This window comes from Kribbella sp. NPDC003557 (assembly GCF_040610805.1).
Classification (GTDB): domain Bacteria; phylum Actinomycetota; class Actinomycetes; order Propionibacteriales; family Kribbellaceae; genus Kribbella.
On sequence record NZ_JBEXMY010000003.1, the window covers coordinates 860,235 to 874,076 of the forward strand.

The 13,842-nt window shown below is 71.1% G+C and carries 19 protein-coding genes; 8 read left to right on the forward strand and 11 right to left on the reverse strand.

Annotated elements, in window-relative coordinates; all coding sequences use genetic code 11:
* A partial coding sequence (locus tag ABZW60_RS16070) for a DUF1707 domain-containing protein (RefSeq protein WP_355477381.1) occupies positions 1-651 on the forward strand: 651 nt, incomplete at its 5' end.
* 302 nt (positions 652-953) lie between these two features.
* Here the strand turns inward: ABZW60_RS16070 and ABZW60_RS16075 are convergent.
* Entirely contained in the window at positions 954-1,337 is a 384-nt protein-coding gene (locus ABZW60_RS16075; protein ID WP_355477383.1) for a VOC family protein, read from the reverse strand.
* A 38-nt stretch (positions 1,338-1,375) separates the two neighbouring features.
* On the opposite strand from ABZW60_RS16075, the gene ABZW60_RS16080 reads away from it, so the two are divergent.
* Both ABZW60_RS16080 and ABZW60_RS16085 read left to right on the forward strand, forming a co-directional pair.
* Positions 1,376-1,735 carry a hypothetical protein gene (locus ABZW60_RS16080; RefSeq protein ID WP_355477384.1) on the forward strand — a complete coding sequence of 120 codons (360 nt, stop codon included), beginning with the start codon at positions 1,376-1,378 and terminating at the stop codon, positions 1,733-1,735.
* A 13-nt stretch (positions 1,736-1,748) separates the two neighbouring features.
* A complete protein-coding gene (locus ABZW60_RS16085; protein ID WP_355477386.1) occupies positions 1,749-2,570 on the forward strand; it encodes a PhzF family phenazine biosynthesis isomerase in 822 nt (273 codons plus the stop codon).
* On the opposite strand, the gene ABZW60_RS16090 is transcribed toward ABZW60_RS16085, so the two are convergent.
* Entirely contained in the window at positions 2,554-3,612 is a 1,059-nt protein-coding gene (locus ABZW60_RS16090) for a lipoate--protein ligase family protein (RefSeq protein ID WP_355477388.1), read from the reverse strand. The genes ABZW60_RS16085 and ABZW60_RS16090 overlap by 17 nt on opposite strands.
* A gap of 47 nt (positions 3,613-3,659) precedes the next feature.
* Between ABZW60_RS16090 and ABZW60_RS16095 the strand changes: the two genes are divergently transcribed.
* Positions 3,660-4,292: a hemerythrin domain-containing protein gene (locus tag ABZW60_RS16095; protein ID WP_355477389.1), complete on the forward strand. Its 633-nt coding sequence runs from the start codon at positions 3,660-3,662 to the stop codon at positions 4,290-4,292.
* Between the two features lie 14 nt (positions 4,293-4,306).
* On the opposite strand, the gene ABZW60_RS16100 is transcribed toward ABZW60_RS16095, so the two are convergent.
* Together ABZW60_RS16100 and ABZW60_RS16105 are read right to left on the reverse strand one after the other, a co-directional pair.
* Complete coding sequence (locus ABZW60_RS16100) at positions 4,307-4,888, reverse strand: adenylate kinase (RefSeq protein ID WP_355477391.1); 582 nt, start codon at positions 4,886-4,888, stop codon at positions 4,307-4,309.
* 124 nt (positions 4,889-5,012) lie between these two features.
* Positions 5,013-5,390 (reverse strand): YciI family protein, encoded by a 378-nt coding sequence (locus tag ABZW60_RS16105; protein WP_355477393.1) that lies wholly within the window; start codon positions 5,388-5,390, stop codon positions 5,013-5,015.
* 160 nt (positions 5,391-5,550) lie between these two features.
* On the opposite strand from ABZW60_RS16105, the gene ABZW60_RS16110 reads away from it, so the two are divergent.
* Positions 5,551-6,300, forward strand: coding sequence for an SDR family oxidoreductase (locus ABZW60_RS16110; protein ID WP_355477395.1), 750 nt, complete (start codon positions 5,551-5,553; stop codon positions 6,298-6,300).
* Here ABZW60_RS16110 and ABZW60_RS16115 read toward each other — a convergent pair.
* On the reverse strand, positions 6,264-7,145 hold the full coding sequence (locus tag ABZW60_RS16115; RefSeq protein WP_355477397.1) for a DUF3800 domain-containing protein: 882 nt from the start codon (positions 7,143-7,145) through the stop codon (positions 6,264-6,266). The two genes, ABZW60_RS16110 and ABZW60_RS16115, sit on opposite strands and share 37 nt — an antisense overlap.
* 173 nt (positions 7,146-7,318) lie before the next feature.
* Positions 7,319-8,155: an SAM-dependent methyltransferase gene (locus tag ABZW60_RS16120; protein WP_355477399.1), complete on the reverse strand. Its 837-nt coding sequence runs from the start codon at positions 8,153-8,155 to the stop codon at positions 7,319-7,321.
* A gap of 157 nt (positions 8,156-8,312) precedes the next feature.
* On the opposite strand from ABZW60_RS16120, the gene ABZW60_RS16125 reads away from it, so the two are divergent.
* On the forward strand, positions 8,313-8,873 hold the full coding sequence (locus ABZW60_RS16125) for a dihydrofolate reductase family protein (protein WP_355477400.1): 561 nt from the start codon (positions 8,313-8,315) through the stop codon (positions 8,871-8,873).
* Positions 8,874-9,054: 181 nt separating this feature from the next.
* Here ABZW60_RS16125 and ABZW60_RS16130 read toward each other — a convergent pair whose 3' ends face one another.
* Entirely contained in the window at positions 9,055-9,348 is a 294-nt protein-coding gene (locus tag ABZW60_RS16130; RefSeq protein WP_355477402.1) for a hypothetical protein, read from the reverse strand.
* A 60-nt stretch (positions 9,349-9,408) separates the two neighbouring features.
* On the opposite strand from ABZW60_RS16130, the gene ABZW60_RS16135 reads away from it, so the two are divergent.
* On the forward strand, positions 9,409-9,990 hold the full coding sequence (locus ABZW60_RS16135) for a GNAT family N-acetyltransferase (protein ID WP_355477404.1): 582 nt from the start codon (positions 9,409-9,411) through the stop codon (positions 9,988-9,990).
* Here ABZW60_RS16135 and ABZW60_RS16140 read toward each other — a convergent pair.
* On the reverse strand, positions 9,929-10,714 hold the full coding sequence (locus ABZW60_RS16140) for a methyltransferase domain-containing protein (protein WP_355477406.1): 786 nt from the start codon (positions 10,712-10,714) through the stop codon (positions 9,929-9,931). The two genes, ABZW60_RS16135 and ABZW60_RS16140, sit on opposite strands and share 62 nt — an antisense overlap.
* A complete protein-coding gene (locus tag ABZW60_RS16145; RefSeq protein WP_355477408.1) occupies positions 10,711-11,643 on the reverse strand; it encodes an SDR family oxidoreductase in 933 nt (310 codons plus the stop codon). Before ABZW60_RS16145 ends, ABZW60_RS16140 begins: the two co-directional genes overlap by 4 nt.
* 97 nt (positions 11,644-11,740) lie before the next feature.
* Here ABZW60_RS16145 and ABZW60_RS16150 point away from each other — a divergent pair, with 97 nt between their 5' ends.
* A complete protein-coding gene (locus tag ABZW60_RS16150) occupies positions 11,741-12,412 on the forward strand; it encodes a TetR family transcriptional regulator (RefSeq protein WP_355477410.1) in 672 nt (223 codons plus the stop codon).
* On the opposite strand, the gene ABZW60_RS16155 is transcribed toward ABZW60_RS16150, so the two are convergent.
* Together ABZW60_RS16155 and ABZW60_RS16160 are read right to left on the reverse strand one after the other, a co-directional pair.
* Positions 12,400-13,260, reverse strand: coding sequence for an HAD family acid phosphatase (locus ABZW60_RS16155; RefSeq protein WP_355477412.1), 861 nt, complete (start codon positions 13,258-13,260; stop codon positions 12,400-12,402). The two genes, ABZW60_RS16150 and ABZW60_RS16155, sit on opposite strands and share 13 nt — an antisense overlap.
* Before the next feature lie 100 nt (positions 13,261-13,360).
* On the reverse strand, positions 13,361-13,831 hold the full coding sequence (locus tag ABZW60_RS16160) for a GNAT family N-acetyltransferase (protein ID WP_355477414.1): 471 nt from the start codon (positions 13,829-13,831) through the stop codon (positions 13,361-13,363).
* Between the last annotated feature and the right edge of the window lie 11 nt (positions 13,832-13,842).

Here is a 13,842-nt window from a genome sequence, read left to right on the forward strand (position 1 = left end):
GGCCGGGACCGTGGCGACAGCCGAGGTAGCCACGGCGGCCACGGCGGCCGGGACCGTGGCGACAGCCGGGGTAGCCTCGGCGGCCACGGCGGCCGGGACCGTGGCGACAGCCGGGACGGCCACGGCGATGCCTTGGATGCCGGCAACCGGTCCGGCCGCGAGAACTCGGCGGAGGCCAGCAGCCGATCCGGGCGCGAGAGTCCGGTGGAGGCTCGCGACCCGGACGGCCGCGACGGGCTGTTGGAGGAGCGTGGGCGGGGACGGGTGCGGGGTGAGGTGAAGCGGGTGCGGATCGGTGATGCTGAGCGGGATCGGGCCGTGTCGGCGTTGAGTGAGCACTTCGTGGCCGGGCGGTTGACCCAAGGCGAGTTCGAGGAGCGGAGCGAAGTGGTCACGCGGGCGCGGTACGCCGATGACCTCGAGCCGCTGTTCGACGACCTGCCGGTCTCGACGGAACTGCAGGTCGCGCAAGGCCCGGCCAACCTGCGCCGCCGTCCAGGTCCGCCGCCGCCGTTCCTGATGCTGGCCCCGTTCCTGATGATCGGCCTGGTGGTCAGCTCGATCGCACTCGCCGCACCGTGGCTCCTGTGGGGCATGTTCTGGCTCATGCTGATCAGCGGCATGTCCCGCCGCCGGCACCACTACCGCTGACCCGCTGACCCGCCGCCCCGCTGACCCGCCGCCCCGCTGACCCGCCGACCCGCCGCCCCGCTGACCCGCCGACCCGCCGCCCCGCTGACCCGCCGCCCCGCTGACCCGCCGCCCGCTCCCCCACCGACCCGCCGACCCGGCCGACCCGCCGACCCGCCGACCCGCGACCCGCCGTCCAGCCGAGCGGGCCCGGGGCCGGGCCGGGCGGAGCCGGGCCGGGCCCGGGCCGGGCTGGGCGGAGCCGGGCCGGGCGGAGCCGGGCCGGGCCCGGGGCCGGGCTGGGCGGAGCCGGGCCGGCTGACCTACCGTCGCCCACGAGCGCGCGGGATCTCCTCCGCGAACTCGACGACGAACCCGTCCGGGTCGGCGACGTGGACCGTCCGGTGTCCCCACGGACGGTCCGCCGGCCCGCTCAGCACCGGTATGCCGGCCGCTCGCAGCCGCTCGGCGTACGCGTCCACATCGTCCACCGGCACCACCACTTCCCCGCCCGCGCCCGGCGTCACCGCCCGCCCGGTCAGCCACTCCGCCCGCCGGCGCTCGTACAACGCGAACCGCACAGTACCGGCGTCGAACTCCGCGTACCCCGCATCCGTGAACTTGTACGCCAGCCCGGCCACGTCGCGGTAGAACGCCACCGACGCGTCCAGATCCTCGACGTACAAGATCACGTACCCGATCTCCATACCGGCAATTGTCGGCGCCGCACCGTACCTTCGTCTGCGTGTACAGCGGAGTGTTGATCCTCGAGAGCCTCAAAGCCGGGACCGTGCTGGACGGGATGCCGTTGACCGTGACGAAGGTCAGCCGCCAGGCCGTCGGCGGGACGTCGGCCGAGCAGCCGGAGATCTGGTCGCTGCTCGAGTTCCAGGTCGAGCAGGGTGAGGAGTTGGCGACGATGCTGTCCGGGGTGCTCGACAGTCCCGGGTGGTACGCCGACTTCCACGACGAGCACGAGATCTTCGTGGTCTTCCCGGGGCGGACGTTCCGGTACCGGCGAGGTGACGAGGCGGCGCGGGAAGAAGCGAAGGAGTTCGGGCGGACGCTGGCGATCCCTGAGCCGCAGCTGGACTGGACGCGGTGATTGGATGGACCGTATGACGACCGTTCTCCGCTACGCTGCCTTCACGTCCGACCCGGCCGGAGGGAACCCGGCTGGCGTGGTGCTCGACGCGAGTGGGCTCGACGACGCCACCATGCAGGCGATCGCGGCCGAGGTCGGGTACTCCGAGACCGCGTTCCTGACCGGCGAGGGTGACGTCCGCCCGGTGCGGTACTTCTCCCCCAAGGCCGAGGTCCCGTTCTGCGGTCACGCCACGGTCGCGACGGCCGTCGCGCTGGCGGAGCGGACCGGCCCCGGCGAGATCGTCTTCGCGACACAGGCCGGCGAGGTCCCGGTGACGGTCGACGACACCCTGCGCGCCACGCTCACCAGCGTCGAGCCGTCCGTCGAACCGGCCGGCGAGCTCACCGACGTGCTCGACATCCTGGGCTGGTCACCCGACGACCTCGACCCGGGCCTGCCACCGAGGATCGCGTACGCCGGAGCGCGGCATCTCGTGCTGGGTACGGCGACGCGGCAACGACTGGCCGATCTGGACTACGACTTCGACCGTCTGCTCGCGTACATGCTCGAGCGCGACCTGACCACGCTGCAGCTCGTCTGGCGGGAATCGCCGGCCGTCTTCCACGTCCGCGACCCGTTCCCGGTGGGCGGCGTGGTCGAGGACCCGGCGACCGGGGCCGCCGCGGCCGCGTTCGGCGCCTATCTCCGTGAGCTCGGCCAGGCACGGCCCACGATCACGCTGCACCAGGGCGAGGACCTCGGGCGGCCGAGCCTGATCACGGTCGAGCTCCGCCCGGACGACAACCGGGTGCGGGTGAGCGGCAACGCCGTACCGATCACGGCACCCGCGTGAGCCACTCCTCGGTGCCGAACTTCGCACCGACCCGCTCCTCGGCCAGCGCGACGGTGCCGTCGGCGATCACGCCGTTCGACAACCCGTAGCGGTTCCGGAACGTGCCGACCATCCGGGAGATCACGTCCGCACGGTCGAGCCCGGTCTGGCTGCGCAGCGGGTCGACGCGCTTGTTCGCGCTCGTGGTGCCCTTGTCGGACAGCTTCTCCCGGCCGATCCGCAGGACCTCGAGCATCTTGCCGGCGTCCATGTCGTAGGCCATCGTCACGTGGTGCAGCACCGCGCCGCCGGCGAAGCGCTTCTGCGCGGCGCCGGCGATCTTGCCGGCCGGCGAGGTGATGTCGTTGATCGGCTGGTACGTCGCCGCGATGCCGAGATCGTTGAGCGCACCAATGACCCAGTCGTCGAGGAACGCGTACGACTCGACGAAGGACAGGCCGGAGACGAGCGATTCCGGTACGTACAGCGAGTACGTGATCGTGTTGCCCGGCTCCACGAACATCGCGCCGCCGCCGCTGATCCGGCGGACGACGGTGACCTCGTGCCGGGCCGCGCCGTCCAGGTCGACCTCGTTGCGCAGCGACTGGAAGCTGCCGATGATGACCGCGTTCGACGCCCACTCCCAGACCCGCAGCGTCGGCGGCCGCTCCCCCGAGCCGACCTCCTCGGTCAGCACCTCGTCGAGCGCCATCTGCAGCGCCGGGTCCCGCGGTACGTCGTGCACGAACTCCCACTCGTGGTCACGCCAACCGGTCGCGCCGGTCACCGCCCGCCGGACGGCGACCGCGACCGCCTCGGGCGAGAACCCGAGCATCTCGACGCCGTCACCGAGCGCGCCGCGCACCCGGGCCGCGATCTGCGCCGCGGACGTGTCCACCTGCAGGCCGGCCAGGGCCCCGTTGATCCGCTCCAACGCGTCGTCGGGCTCCAGGAAGAAGTCCCCGGAGATCTGCGCGTTCCGCACGTGACCGTCGACCACATCCAGGTCCGCGACGACGAGCTTCCCGCCCGGGACCTTGTACTCACCATGCATATTCAGCATCAACTTGCTCTGGTCAACCGTTGTTCCCGGGACGGATACTCCCACCCATGGGGGAGATGAGCATGAACAAGGCGATCCATGCCGCTGTCCGGCGGGATCTGGATCGGTTCCTGGACGCGTTGGGACGGTTCCCGGACGGGGACCGCACGCGGGCCGCGCAGCTGGCGGCGGCCTGGCAGAACTTCGACAGTCAGCTCACCCGGCATCACGAGGGTGAGCACGAGATCGCGTGGCCGGCTCTGGAGAAGCTCGGCGTCAGCCGGGAGCTCCTGACGCAACTGGACGCCGAGCACGACACGATGGCGGCCGCGCTGGCGGCGTCGCGGACGGCGATGGGCACGCTGCGGCGGACCGCGAGCGCGGACGACGCGGCAGCCGCACGCGCCGCGATCCAGGAGCTGCAGCGGGTCACGGTCGAGCACCTCGAGCACGAGGAGGCCGAGATCGAGCCCGTCTACCTGGCGAACGAGGGCTCGCCCGAGATGAAGGCGATGGGCCGCGAGTTCGCGAAGGTCGGCCCGGCGCAGGGCGGCACGTTCTTCGCGTGGGCGCTCGACGGCGCCACGCCCGCCGAGTCCGCCGCCATCACCGGCACCATCCCGAAGCCGGTGCTGACCGTGATCGCCGGCGTGTTCGGCCGCTCCTACCGCAAGTCGGTCGCCCCGACCTGGCGCAGCTGACGATCCAGTGCGGGCTACGCGGCCGGTTTGAGCTGTACGGCGACCTGCCAGACGCGGGCCCGGACCGTGTCGATGTCGGCGGACGCGTCGACCTCGTGGTGGATCCCGCGACCGGCGTAGAAGTGGATCAGCGGGGCGGTCTGCTCGTGGTAGACCTCGAAGCGGCGGCGGATGACGTCCTCGGTGTCGTCCGAGCGGTGCTCGATCTCGGCGCGCCGGAGCAGCCGGTCGACGAGCGCGTCGGACTCGACCTGCAGCACCAGGGCCGCGTCGAGCGAGCGGCCCTGGCCGCCGAGGATGTCGTCCAGGACGCCGGCCTGCTCGAGCGTGCGCGGGTACCCGTCCAGGACGAACCCCGGACGGGCGTCGTTCGCGGCGAGGCGGTCGCGGACCATGGCGTTGGTGACCTCGTCGGGCACGTACTCCCCGGCGTCGAGGTAGCGCTGCGCCGTGCGGCCGAGCTCGGTGCCTTCCGCGATGTTGCGCCGGAACAGGTCACCGGTGGAGATGACGGGCACCCCGAGGTGCCCGGCCAGGTGACCGGCGTGCGTCCCCTTGCCCGCGCCCGGCGGTCCCATCAGCAACACAGTCGTCATGGCACCCCTCCAGCCCCTCGTTAAGTCCCTTAGGTTATGGGACCGGCCGCGCCCGCGGTACGGCGTACGTCACTCCAAAATCCCGTCCTACGTCACATCCGCGCGTTACTGTCCGCAATCGTCGTCAGAACTCCATTTCCGGGCGCAACTCGATGACGTCGCCGGGACCGGCGAACTTGGCGGCCAGTTCCTCGGCCCGGGCGCGGGTGGCGCAGTCGAGGACGAAGAAGCCGGCCAGCTGCTCCTTCGACTCGGCGTACGGACCGTCGGTGTTGACCGGGCGCCTGCCCTCCCACCGGTAGGTCCGGGCGGTCGATGGTGCGTCCAACGCCAGGCCGGTGACCAGCTCGCCGGACGCGGACAGCTCGGTGAGCATCTCGTCGAACTCCTTGCCCATCGCGGCCCGCTCGTCCGCCGGGATCGCCCGGCCGACCTCGGTGAAGTCGATCGTCGGGTGCCCCCACGGCTGCGGGTTGGAGTGGATCAGGACCACGTACTTCATGACAGAACCTCCTGTGTCGGTATCCCGTGCACCCCGGACGTCGGAGGCGCCGGCAGGCCCTCGACATTTTGCCCTGATGTATTCCAGCTCACATTCGGTCACACTCCGCCCACCGGGCTCCGTCAGCGCTGCAGAGGCACAACGAGAAACGGAGAAGCTCATGATCCTGGTGACAGGCGGTACCGGAACGATCGGCCGTCAGGTGGTCCCGCTGCTGCAAGCGGCCGGCCGTAAGGTCCGCGTCCTCAGCCGGCACGCCGGCGACCGCGGCGACGGCATCGAGTACCTGGCCGTCGACCTGCTGAGCGGCGAGGGGCTGGACCGGGCCGTGGACGGAGTGGAGGTGATCCTGCACCTGGCCGGTGGTCCGAAGGGCGACGAGATCGGCACCCGGAACCTGGTCGAGGCGGCCGAGCGGGCGAAGGTCGGGCACCTGGTGCACATCTCGGTGACCGCGGTCGACCAACTCCCGCTCACGTACTTCAAGTCGAAGCTCGGCGCCGAGCAGGCGGTCCGCGGGTCGTCCGTGCCGTGGACCGTCCTGCGGGTCGCCCAGCTGCACGACTTCGCCTGGAACGCCGTCCGGACGATGGCGAAACTGCCCGTCCTGCCGGTGCCCGGCGGCCTCCGGTTCCAGCCGGTCGACAGCCGGGACGTGGCCGAGCGGCTGGCCGAACTCACGCTCGGTGAGCCGCAGGGCCTCGTCCCCGATCTGGTCGGACCGAAGGTCTACAGCCTGGCGGACCTGGCCCGCGACTACCTGCGGACCACCGGGAAGCGCCGGCTGTCACTGCCGGTCCGCGTCCCGGGCAAGGCTGGCAAGGTGTACCGCTCGGGCGGCAACCTCACGCTCACCGGCGCCACCGTCGGCACTCACACCTGGGAGGAGTTCGTGGCGGCACAGGTGTAGGGCTCCAGCAGGTCCACCAGGTCCGGCGTCCGCCGGCGCGCGATCCCGGCCAGGAAGTCGGCCACCTGCACCCGCGGATCGCGTTTGGAGTCGACCTGGACGAACGACCGCAGCGGCCCCGGCTCCGCCCCCGCGGCGAGGAACGCCCCCAGCCTGGCCACCCGGCCCGGCGTCAGCGCACTCTGCTCGTCGTGCACGACCGCGACGCGACGCCCGCCGGCGCTCCAGTAGAGCACCGTCTCGGCGAGCGCCGGGACCAGCGGCTCCAACGGCGGCGGCAGCTCCGGGTCCTCGTCGATCAGCCGCTGCATCACCTCCTCGACCCGGGCCCGCGTCAGCACCCGCAACGCCGGTACGTCGGCCGGCATCGTCGCGAAGAACCGGTCGACGGCGGCGTGATCCATCAGCCGGACCCGCTTGGTCCGGGCCAGGTCCACGAACGCCGCCAGGAACCCGGTCCGGTGCCGCAGCGCCGCGACGACCTCCGAGTGGTCCGTGCCGAGACTGGTGCCGGCGCCGTACGACGGGTCCTCGGTGAACAGCTCGAACACCCGCGCGGCGACGTACGCGGTCTTGTCGATGACGTGGACATGTGCCTGCCCCCGCAAGGTGGTGAGCAGCCACTCGAGCGCGGGCCGCTGCTCGGGCCGCAGCAACTGGTTGGACTTGTACTCCGTCCGGCGGCGCAGCCGGGCTCGCAGGACGTCGATCACGTCGGCGGCCGCGGGCACGTCGAGATCGACACTGGCATGGGTGATGACGGGTGAGGCCGGGTCGAGCAGGTTGGTTCCGGAGAACCCCGACTCGTCACACGCGACCTCGACCCAGGACGACTCAGAAGTCATGGGAAGGCTGGCTCCAAGGCTGACGGACTGCACGCTTCGGGGCCCGTCCACGGGACGGGCTTGATCGGACGCGCCAGGTGTCATCGGGCGCGGTGACGATCAGTAAGCGGCAGCAGCCTGAGCAGACATGCGACCCATCATGGTCCGGCCGGGCGCCGGTGACCAGCGAATTCCTACGGTTTGCGGGCCAGAGCGACCAGGACGAGCCGGCCGGGGCCGGCCGCGTGCAGGGTCCGCTCGGCCTCCGGCCACCAGGACGCGAGGTCGACCAGCCCCGGGGCGACCAGGTCGAGCCCGGCGACGAGCCCGGCGATCTCGTCGCCGGTCCGGAACCGGATGTGCGGGAACGCGTCCCTCAGCTTCTCCTCGATCGCGGTCGCGAACTCGGCCAGCCGGCTGCCGTCGCGCGGGTTGAGCGGATGCGTGATCGCCACGTACGAGCCGGAGGGTACGGCGGCCAGGTAGTCCGCGACCACCCGGGCCGGATCCGCGATCGAGTGCAGCACCAGGCCGAGCAGGATCCCGACCGGGCGGGTCAGGTCGAGCGCCTCGGTCACCACCGGATGGGTGAGGACGGCGGCCGGGTCGGCGACGTCCGCGTCGGCGAAGAAGCTGCTCCGGTCGTCGGCGAGCAGCGCCTGACCGTGCGAGATCGCGGTCAGGTCGTTGTCGACGTACACGACCTTCGCCGCCGCGTCGGCGCGCAGCGCGATGTCGTGGGTGTTCCGCGCGGTGGGCAGCCCCGCACCGAGGTCGAGGAACTGGTCGATCCCGCCGTCGGCGCTCATCCGGTCGATCGCGTCGGCCAGCCAGCGGCGGTTCTGCCGGGTCAGCTCGGCGATCTCCGGTGCGATCTTCAGCAGCTCCTGGACGAACTGCCGGTCGACCTCGAAATTGTTCTTGCCGCCGAGCAGCAGGTCGTAGACCCGGGCCTGGGAGGCGCGGTCGAGGTCGATCCTGCCCGGCTCGTCGGCACGCGGCGGCCGGTGCGTCTCGTCGTGTCCGGGCATCGCCGCGCCGCACCTCGATCCGTCCGCCGTGATCCGAAAAGCTGGAGTGCCGGTCAGGCTATCCAGGCAGCCGCCGGCGGGCCGCATCGGGGCCGCCGCCGATGAGTTTTACCCGGCTCGCTCGTCTCAACACCCATCCGGACGAAGGAGGAACCCGATGGCGAAGGTGCTGTACTCGGTGACGATGTCGGTGGACGGCTTCATCACCGGCCCGGACGGCGACATGCAGTGGATGCGCCCGTATCTCGGCCCCAACCCGGAGGTCGACGACCTGATCCCCCGGATCGGGTCGCTGCTGATCGGCCGCCGCTCGCACGACGGCGACGATCCGTACAAGGGTGAGACCGGCGAGGGCGAGGCGTTCGGCGGCGGCTGGAGCGGACCGGCGTACGTCGTCACACACCGCCCGCCGTCCGCGCCGGAGGACGGGGTCACCTTCGTCGACGACTTCACGAAGGCCCTTGCCCGGGCCAAGCAGGCGGCCGGCGACAAGTACGTCAACGTCATCGGCGCGAACATCGCCAAGCAGTGCCTCGAGGCCGGCGAACTGGACGAGGTCCTGCTCCTCTACGCCCCGGTCATGCTCGGCGACGGCACCCGCCTCTTCGACCACCCCGGCGGCCGAACCGTCCGCCTGGAACGCCTGAGCACCACCGAGACCCCCCTGGCCACCAGCCTCTGGTTCAAGGTGGCGCGACCCCATCGGACGAGTGGTTGAGGTTGCTGCGCGGCGCCGCGCTCGTCACTGCCCGCCTTGGGGGTTGACCCCTCAGATGGCCGGTTGGCCCCTGGCTTTCCGGGGGGCCAACCGGCAAGCTCAGGGGTCAACCCCTCGAACGGACGGCTCCGCCCGACCGCCGGGGCCGGGCGAGCGGGGGGCGGGCGTTTCCGGCGGTGGTTCAGAAGTCGATGCCGGTCGAGTGCATCACGGCGCGGATTTCCACCGAGCGGCCGGTGACTTGGGAGTCCGGGAGCAGGCGGGCCAGTTCGACGGCTCGGGCGCGGCTTTCGACGTCGACCACGTAGTACCCGTCGATGCGGCTCGGCTCGTCGTCGGGCAGGCGGACGGACAGCTGGGGGTCCGCGAGCAGTTCGCCGCCGACCAGTTCACCGGCGTCGTGGGCGACCCGCTCGAACTCGTCGCGCTGCAGTCGTGGCTCACCCTCACCCTGCAGGATCAGTAAGAACTTCATCGGCGCTCTCCTCTCACAGGTACGACGGAGCCGGCCGCGCGGTCTTGACATGATGAGCGGATGTTCGCGCAGACCGACCGGCTGATCCTGCGCCGCTTCACCCCCGCGGACGCCGAGCAGTTCGCCGCGTACCGCTCCGATCCGGACGTCGCACGCTTCCAGTCCTGGGAGGCGCCGGTGCCGCTCGCGGACGCGCGGCGGACGGTCGAGCAGTTCGCCGCGGGCGACCCGGAGGCGGCCGGCTGGTTCCAGTACGCCGTCGACCTGGACGGCGTCCTCGTCGGCGATCTCGGGCTGAACCTGTCCGACAACCTGATGCAGGCCGACCTCGGTTTCACGCTCGCGACGGCCTACCAAGGTCAGGGCTACGCGTCCGAAGCCGTGCGCGGGTTGCTGCACCACGTGTTCGTGGACCGCGAGCTGCACCGGGTGTCGGCCGAGTGCGACGCCAGGAACACCGCGTCAGCCAGGCTGCTCGAGCGCGTCGGCTTCACCCGCGAAGGGCTGCGGCTGTCGAACTCCTGGTTCAAGGGCGAGTGGACCGACGACCTGCTCTTCGGCCTGCTCCGCGACGACTACCTCAGCCGGCCCCTCGATCGGCACCTCGATCGGCAACCGCCCACGCCCGGGCCGTCAGCTTGATCGACCCGTCGGCCTCGATCGGCAACCGCGCCCGGACGGCGTCCCGCAGGACCTCCTGGTCCGCTGGGTCCAGGCTGCGCAAGTACGCCGGGGCCACACCCTGCCCGCCGAGGAACGGCTGCCAGTAGTCGTCGAACGACCCGAACTCCGTCGGTACGACGATCTCGCGCGTCCGCACATCGGCGAACCCGGCCTCACGGAACAGGTCCTCGAGACCTTCCGGCGTACAGAACGGGAACCGGCGCCCCTCGTCGTGCTCGCTGTCCTGCGGCCGGACGTCGAGCATCGCGTCGAAGAAGTACCGCATCAGCTGCATGCCGCCGGCGTAGTCCCAGACGTACGCAGCGACCGTCGTGCCGATCTCCCGCATCCGGCGCAGCGCCTCGACCCGCTCAGGGACGAAGTTGAGCACCAGACCGGCGACGACGACGTCGAACGGGCCGTCCGGGAGCTCGGCCGCGGACCGGACCTCGAAGTCGGCCCGCGGGTCCTGGACGGCCTGGCGGGCGTAGCCGATGAAGCCCTCCGACGGGTCGATCCCGAGCACCGACGCCGGATCGGCCGTCCGGAGGATCGTGCTGGTCAGTGCGCCGGTGCCGCAGCCGACGTCGAGCCAGCGCAGCCCGGCCGGCTGCTCCAGCCAGCCGACGAACTCCGGCGCGACGAGCCGGCTCCAGCGCCCGACGTACGACTCGTAGATTCCCCCGCTCGACCATTCACTCACTTGCGCAGGATAGACGGCAGCGAGACGCCCGTCAGGCCTTCGGAAACCTGCCACAGCCGGGCGCTGGCCTCCGCATCGAGCGCGGCCCGGGGCTGCTTGACCGCGGCCGTGGGACCGACCAGTCCGAACCGACCGGACGGTCCGTAGTACGCACCGTGCTCGGCCGCCGGGTCGGCCGCGGCGAACAGCAGCGGCTCGGTGCCGGTCACCACGCCCTGCGAGGGCAGCGGGGCGAAGCGGTACAGCAGGCGCGTGCCCAGGGGCAGTCCGTCGCGGCCGAGGCTGGGGCCGGTCGTCTGCAGGTTGGTGTTCGTGAAGCCGGGGTGGGCGGCAACGCTCAGCAGGCCCCAGCCGTTGGCGGTCGACCGCCGGGCGAGCTCGTTGCTCAGCATCAGGTCGGCGAGCTTCGACTGCGAGTACGCCGCCATCGTCCGGTAGCGACGCTCCCATTGCAGGTCGTCGAAGTGGATCCGGCCGAAGTTGGCGGCGCCGCTGGCCATCGTCGCGACCCGCGGAGCCGGAGCGGCCAGCAGCAGCGGCAGCAGCCGGACCGTCAACGCGAACGGGCCGAGGTAGTTCGAGCCGAACTGCAGCTCGAAGCCGTCCTTGGTGGTGATCCGGGTCGGTGGGTTCATCACGCCGGCGTTGTTCACCAGCAGGTCCAGGTGTGGCTCGTCGGCGGTGAGCTGCTCGGCGAACTCCCGCACCGAGGCGAGATCCGCCAGGTCGATCCGCCGCACCTCGAGCCGGGCGTCGGGGTGCTCGGCCAGGATCTCGGCGCGCGCCGCCTCGCCCTTGGCCGGGGTCCGGACCGCCATCACCACCCGCGCGCCGGCGGCTGCGAGCCGCCGCGCGGCCTCCTTGCCGGTGCCGCTGTTGGCGCCGGTGACGACGACGAGCTTGCCGGTCTGATCAGGGACGTCGTACATGCTCCACACTCCATAAAAGACTGATGGTCTGTTATGGCTCGACGTTATCAGACCGCCGGTCCGATAACAACAGACCGTCGGTCTGTAGACTGTGGGCATGACTTTCCAGCGCGCCCGGAGTGCCGAGCAGCGAGCCGAGCGGCGGCGGGCGATCCTCGCCACGGCGGCCACGATGCTGACCGAGATGCCGGTCGCGGACGTCAGCCTGAACGAACTGAGCCGCCGCGTCGGCCTGGCGAAGTCGAACGTGCTGAACTACTTCGACTCCCGCGAGGCCGTCCTGCTCGAGCTGTCCAGCAGCGAGCTGGCGGCCTGGGTGGAGGATCTGGCGGGCGCGACGGCGGACGTGTCCCCCGCCGCGGAGACCGGCGAGCGGGCCGAGCGCCTGGTCGCGACGATCGTCGGCACACTGGCGAAGCGGCCGGTGCTCTGCGACCTGATCAGCTCGCAGGCGGCAGTGCTGGAGCGCAACGTCACGACGGAGACCGCGCTGGCGTTCAAGCGGGCGGCCGCGGTCGCGTTCGAGCGGATGATCGCGGTGGTCGCGGGCGTCCTGCCGGAGCTCGGCCAACAGGGAGCGGGCCGCTTCATCGCCAACGCGAGCCTGCTCGCGGGCGCGATCTGGTCCCACTCCCACCCGGTCCCGGCGATCCTCGCCGCCTACGAGACCGACCCGTCCCTCGCCGCGATCCGGATGGAGTTCGAGCCCGCCCTGACGGACGGGCTACGAACCTTGCTGTCCGGCGTCCTGCCGCGTCAGGGCAGGTAGTAGTTCGGGTTCGGCAGCTTGAAGGTGCGGTCGGCGAAGCCGCCCTTCAGGTCGGAGAACTGGTCGCCGAAGTTCGCGACGATGTCGTAGCCGAGCGACTCGATGTGCGCGCGGGTCGCCGACTTGTAGTGGATCGTGGTGCACGAGCCGTTCGGGTCGTTCGCACAGGCCTGCTTCAAGTAGTCGGGGTAGTTCGCGACGGCGGGCTTGGTGAACAGGCCGTCCTCGCCGTTGCGCAGCGGCGTCGGCTTCGGGTAGCCGGCGTCGATGCCGATCCCGTCCGCGGTGAGGTTGCCCAGGGTGGCCTGTTCCTGCGCGGCGCCGCGGCCGGTCAGGAAGAAGATCGCGTAGCCCTCACGCTCGGCCGTCTTCACCAGGTCGACCATGCCCGGCACGGCCGGGAACCGCTGGTTCAGCACGTAGTCGGCGTTCGTGGCCGGGTTGTACGCCCAGTTGCTGAAGATCTCGTAGTTCCAGGTGGCCAGCGTGGTGTCGTCGACGTCGAGCACGATCGCCTTGGTCTTGCGGGTGTGGTGCGGCGCGGAGATCCAGTGCGTGCCCGCGGCGGCCGCCTTCTGCGCTTCCTTCGCGTAGTTGCTGTCCGCCGAGAACGTGCCGGAGCCGAGCGGGTCACCGTAGTAGTTGCGCAACTGCTGGCGCAGTACGTCGATGTTGGTGACCTGCTTCTCGCTGTGCGGCGTCGACGTCTGGATCGCGGGCTGCTGCGTCGCGGCGCCCGCCGAGTACGCGACCCCGCCGACGACCGATGTCATCGCGACGGCCGCGACGCCGGTCAGAACCATGCGGCGGGACGGCCGGCGCCAGGAACGGAATGCCCGGAATGTCATGGTGACCCCTCCAAGAACGGAAAAGCTTGCGTGAGGCACGCTAACTCCATCCGTGGCCGATGTACCTGCCGCAGGCCCCGATTGCAGGGGAAACCTGCGTTCAGACAGGCTTCACGTACCGGTGGCAAGGGACCGGGATGCTGCTGTCGCCGACGGTCGCCGGATAGTCGAACGCGCCGCCGTCCGTCCAGCCGTTGCGCTCGTAGAACCGACGCGCCCGCGCGTTACCGGTCGCGACGGCCAGCCAGGCCTCCTGGTGACCCGCTGCCCGCACCTGCCGTTCGGCCTCGGTGAGTAGCGTCCCGGCTACGCCCGATCCGCGATGCGCGCCCGCGACGTACACCTGCTCGACCTCGTCGCCCACCACCATCACGAACCCCGCGACCTCGTCGCCGACGACGGCCACGGTGGTGTCCGCGATCCGCTCGGCCGCCCGGGTCCAGAACGATTCCTCGGTCCGTACGGCGACCAACTCGTCCGGCACATGCCCCAGGTGCCCGTCGCGCCAGCCGGCGTACCAGATCGCCGCCACCGCGTCCGCATCCCCGGCAACAGCAGGTCTCACAGTCATGCCGTTCAGGG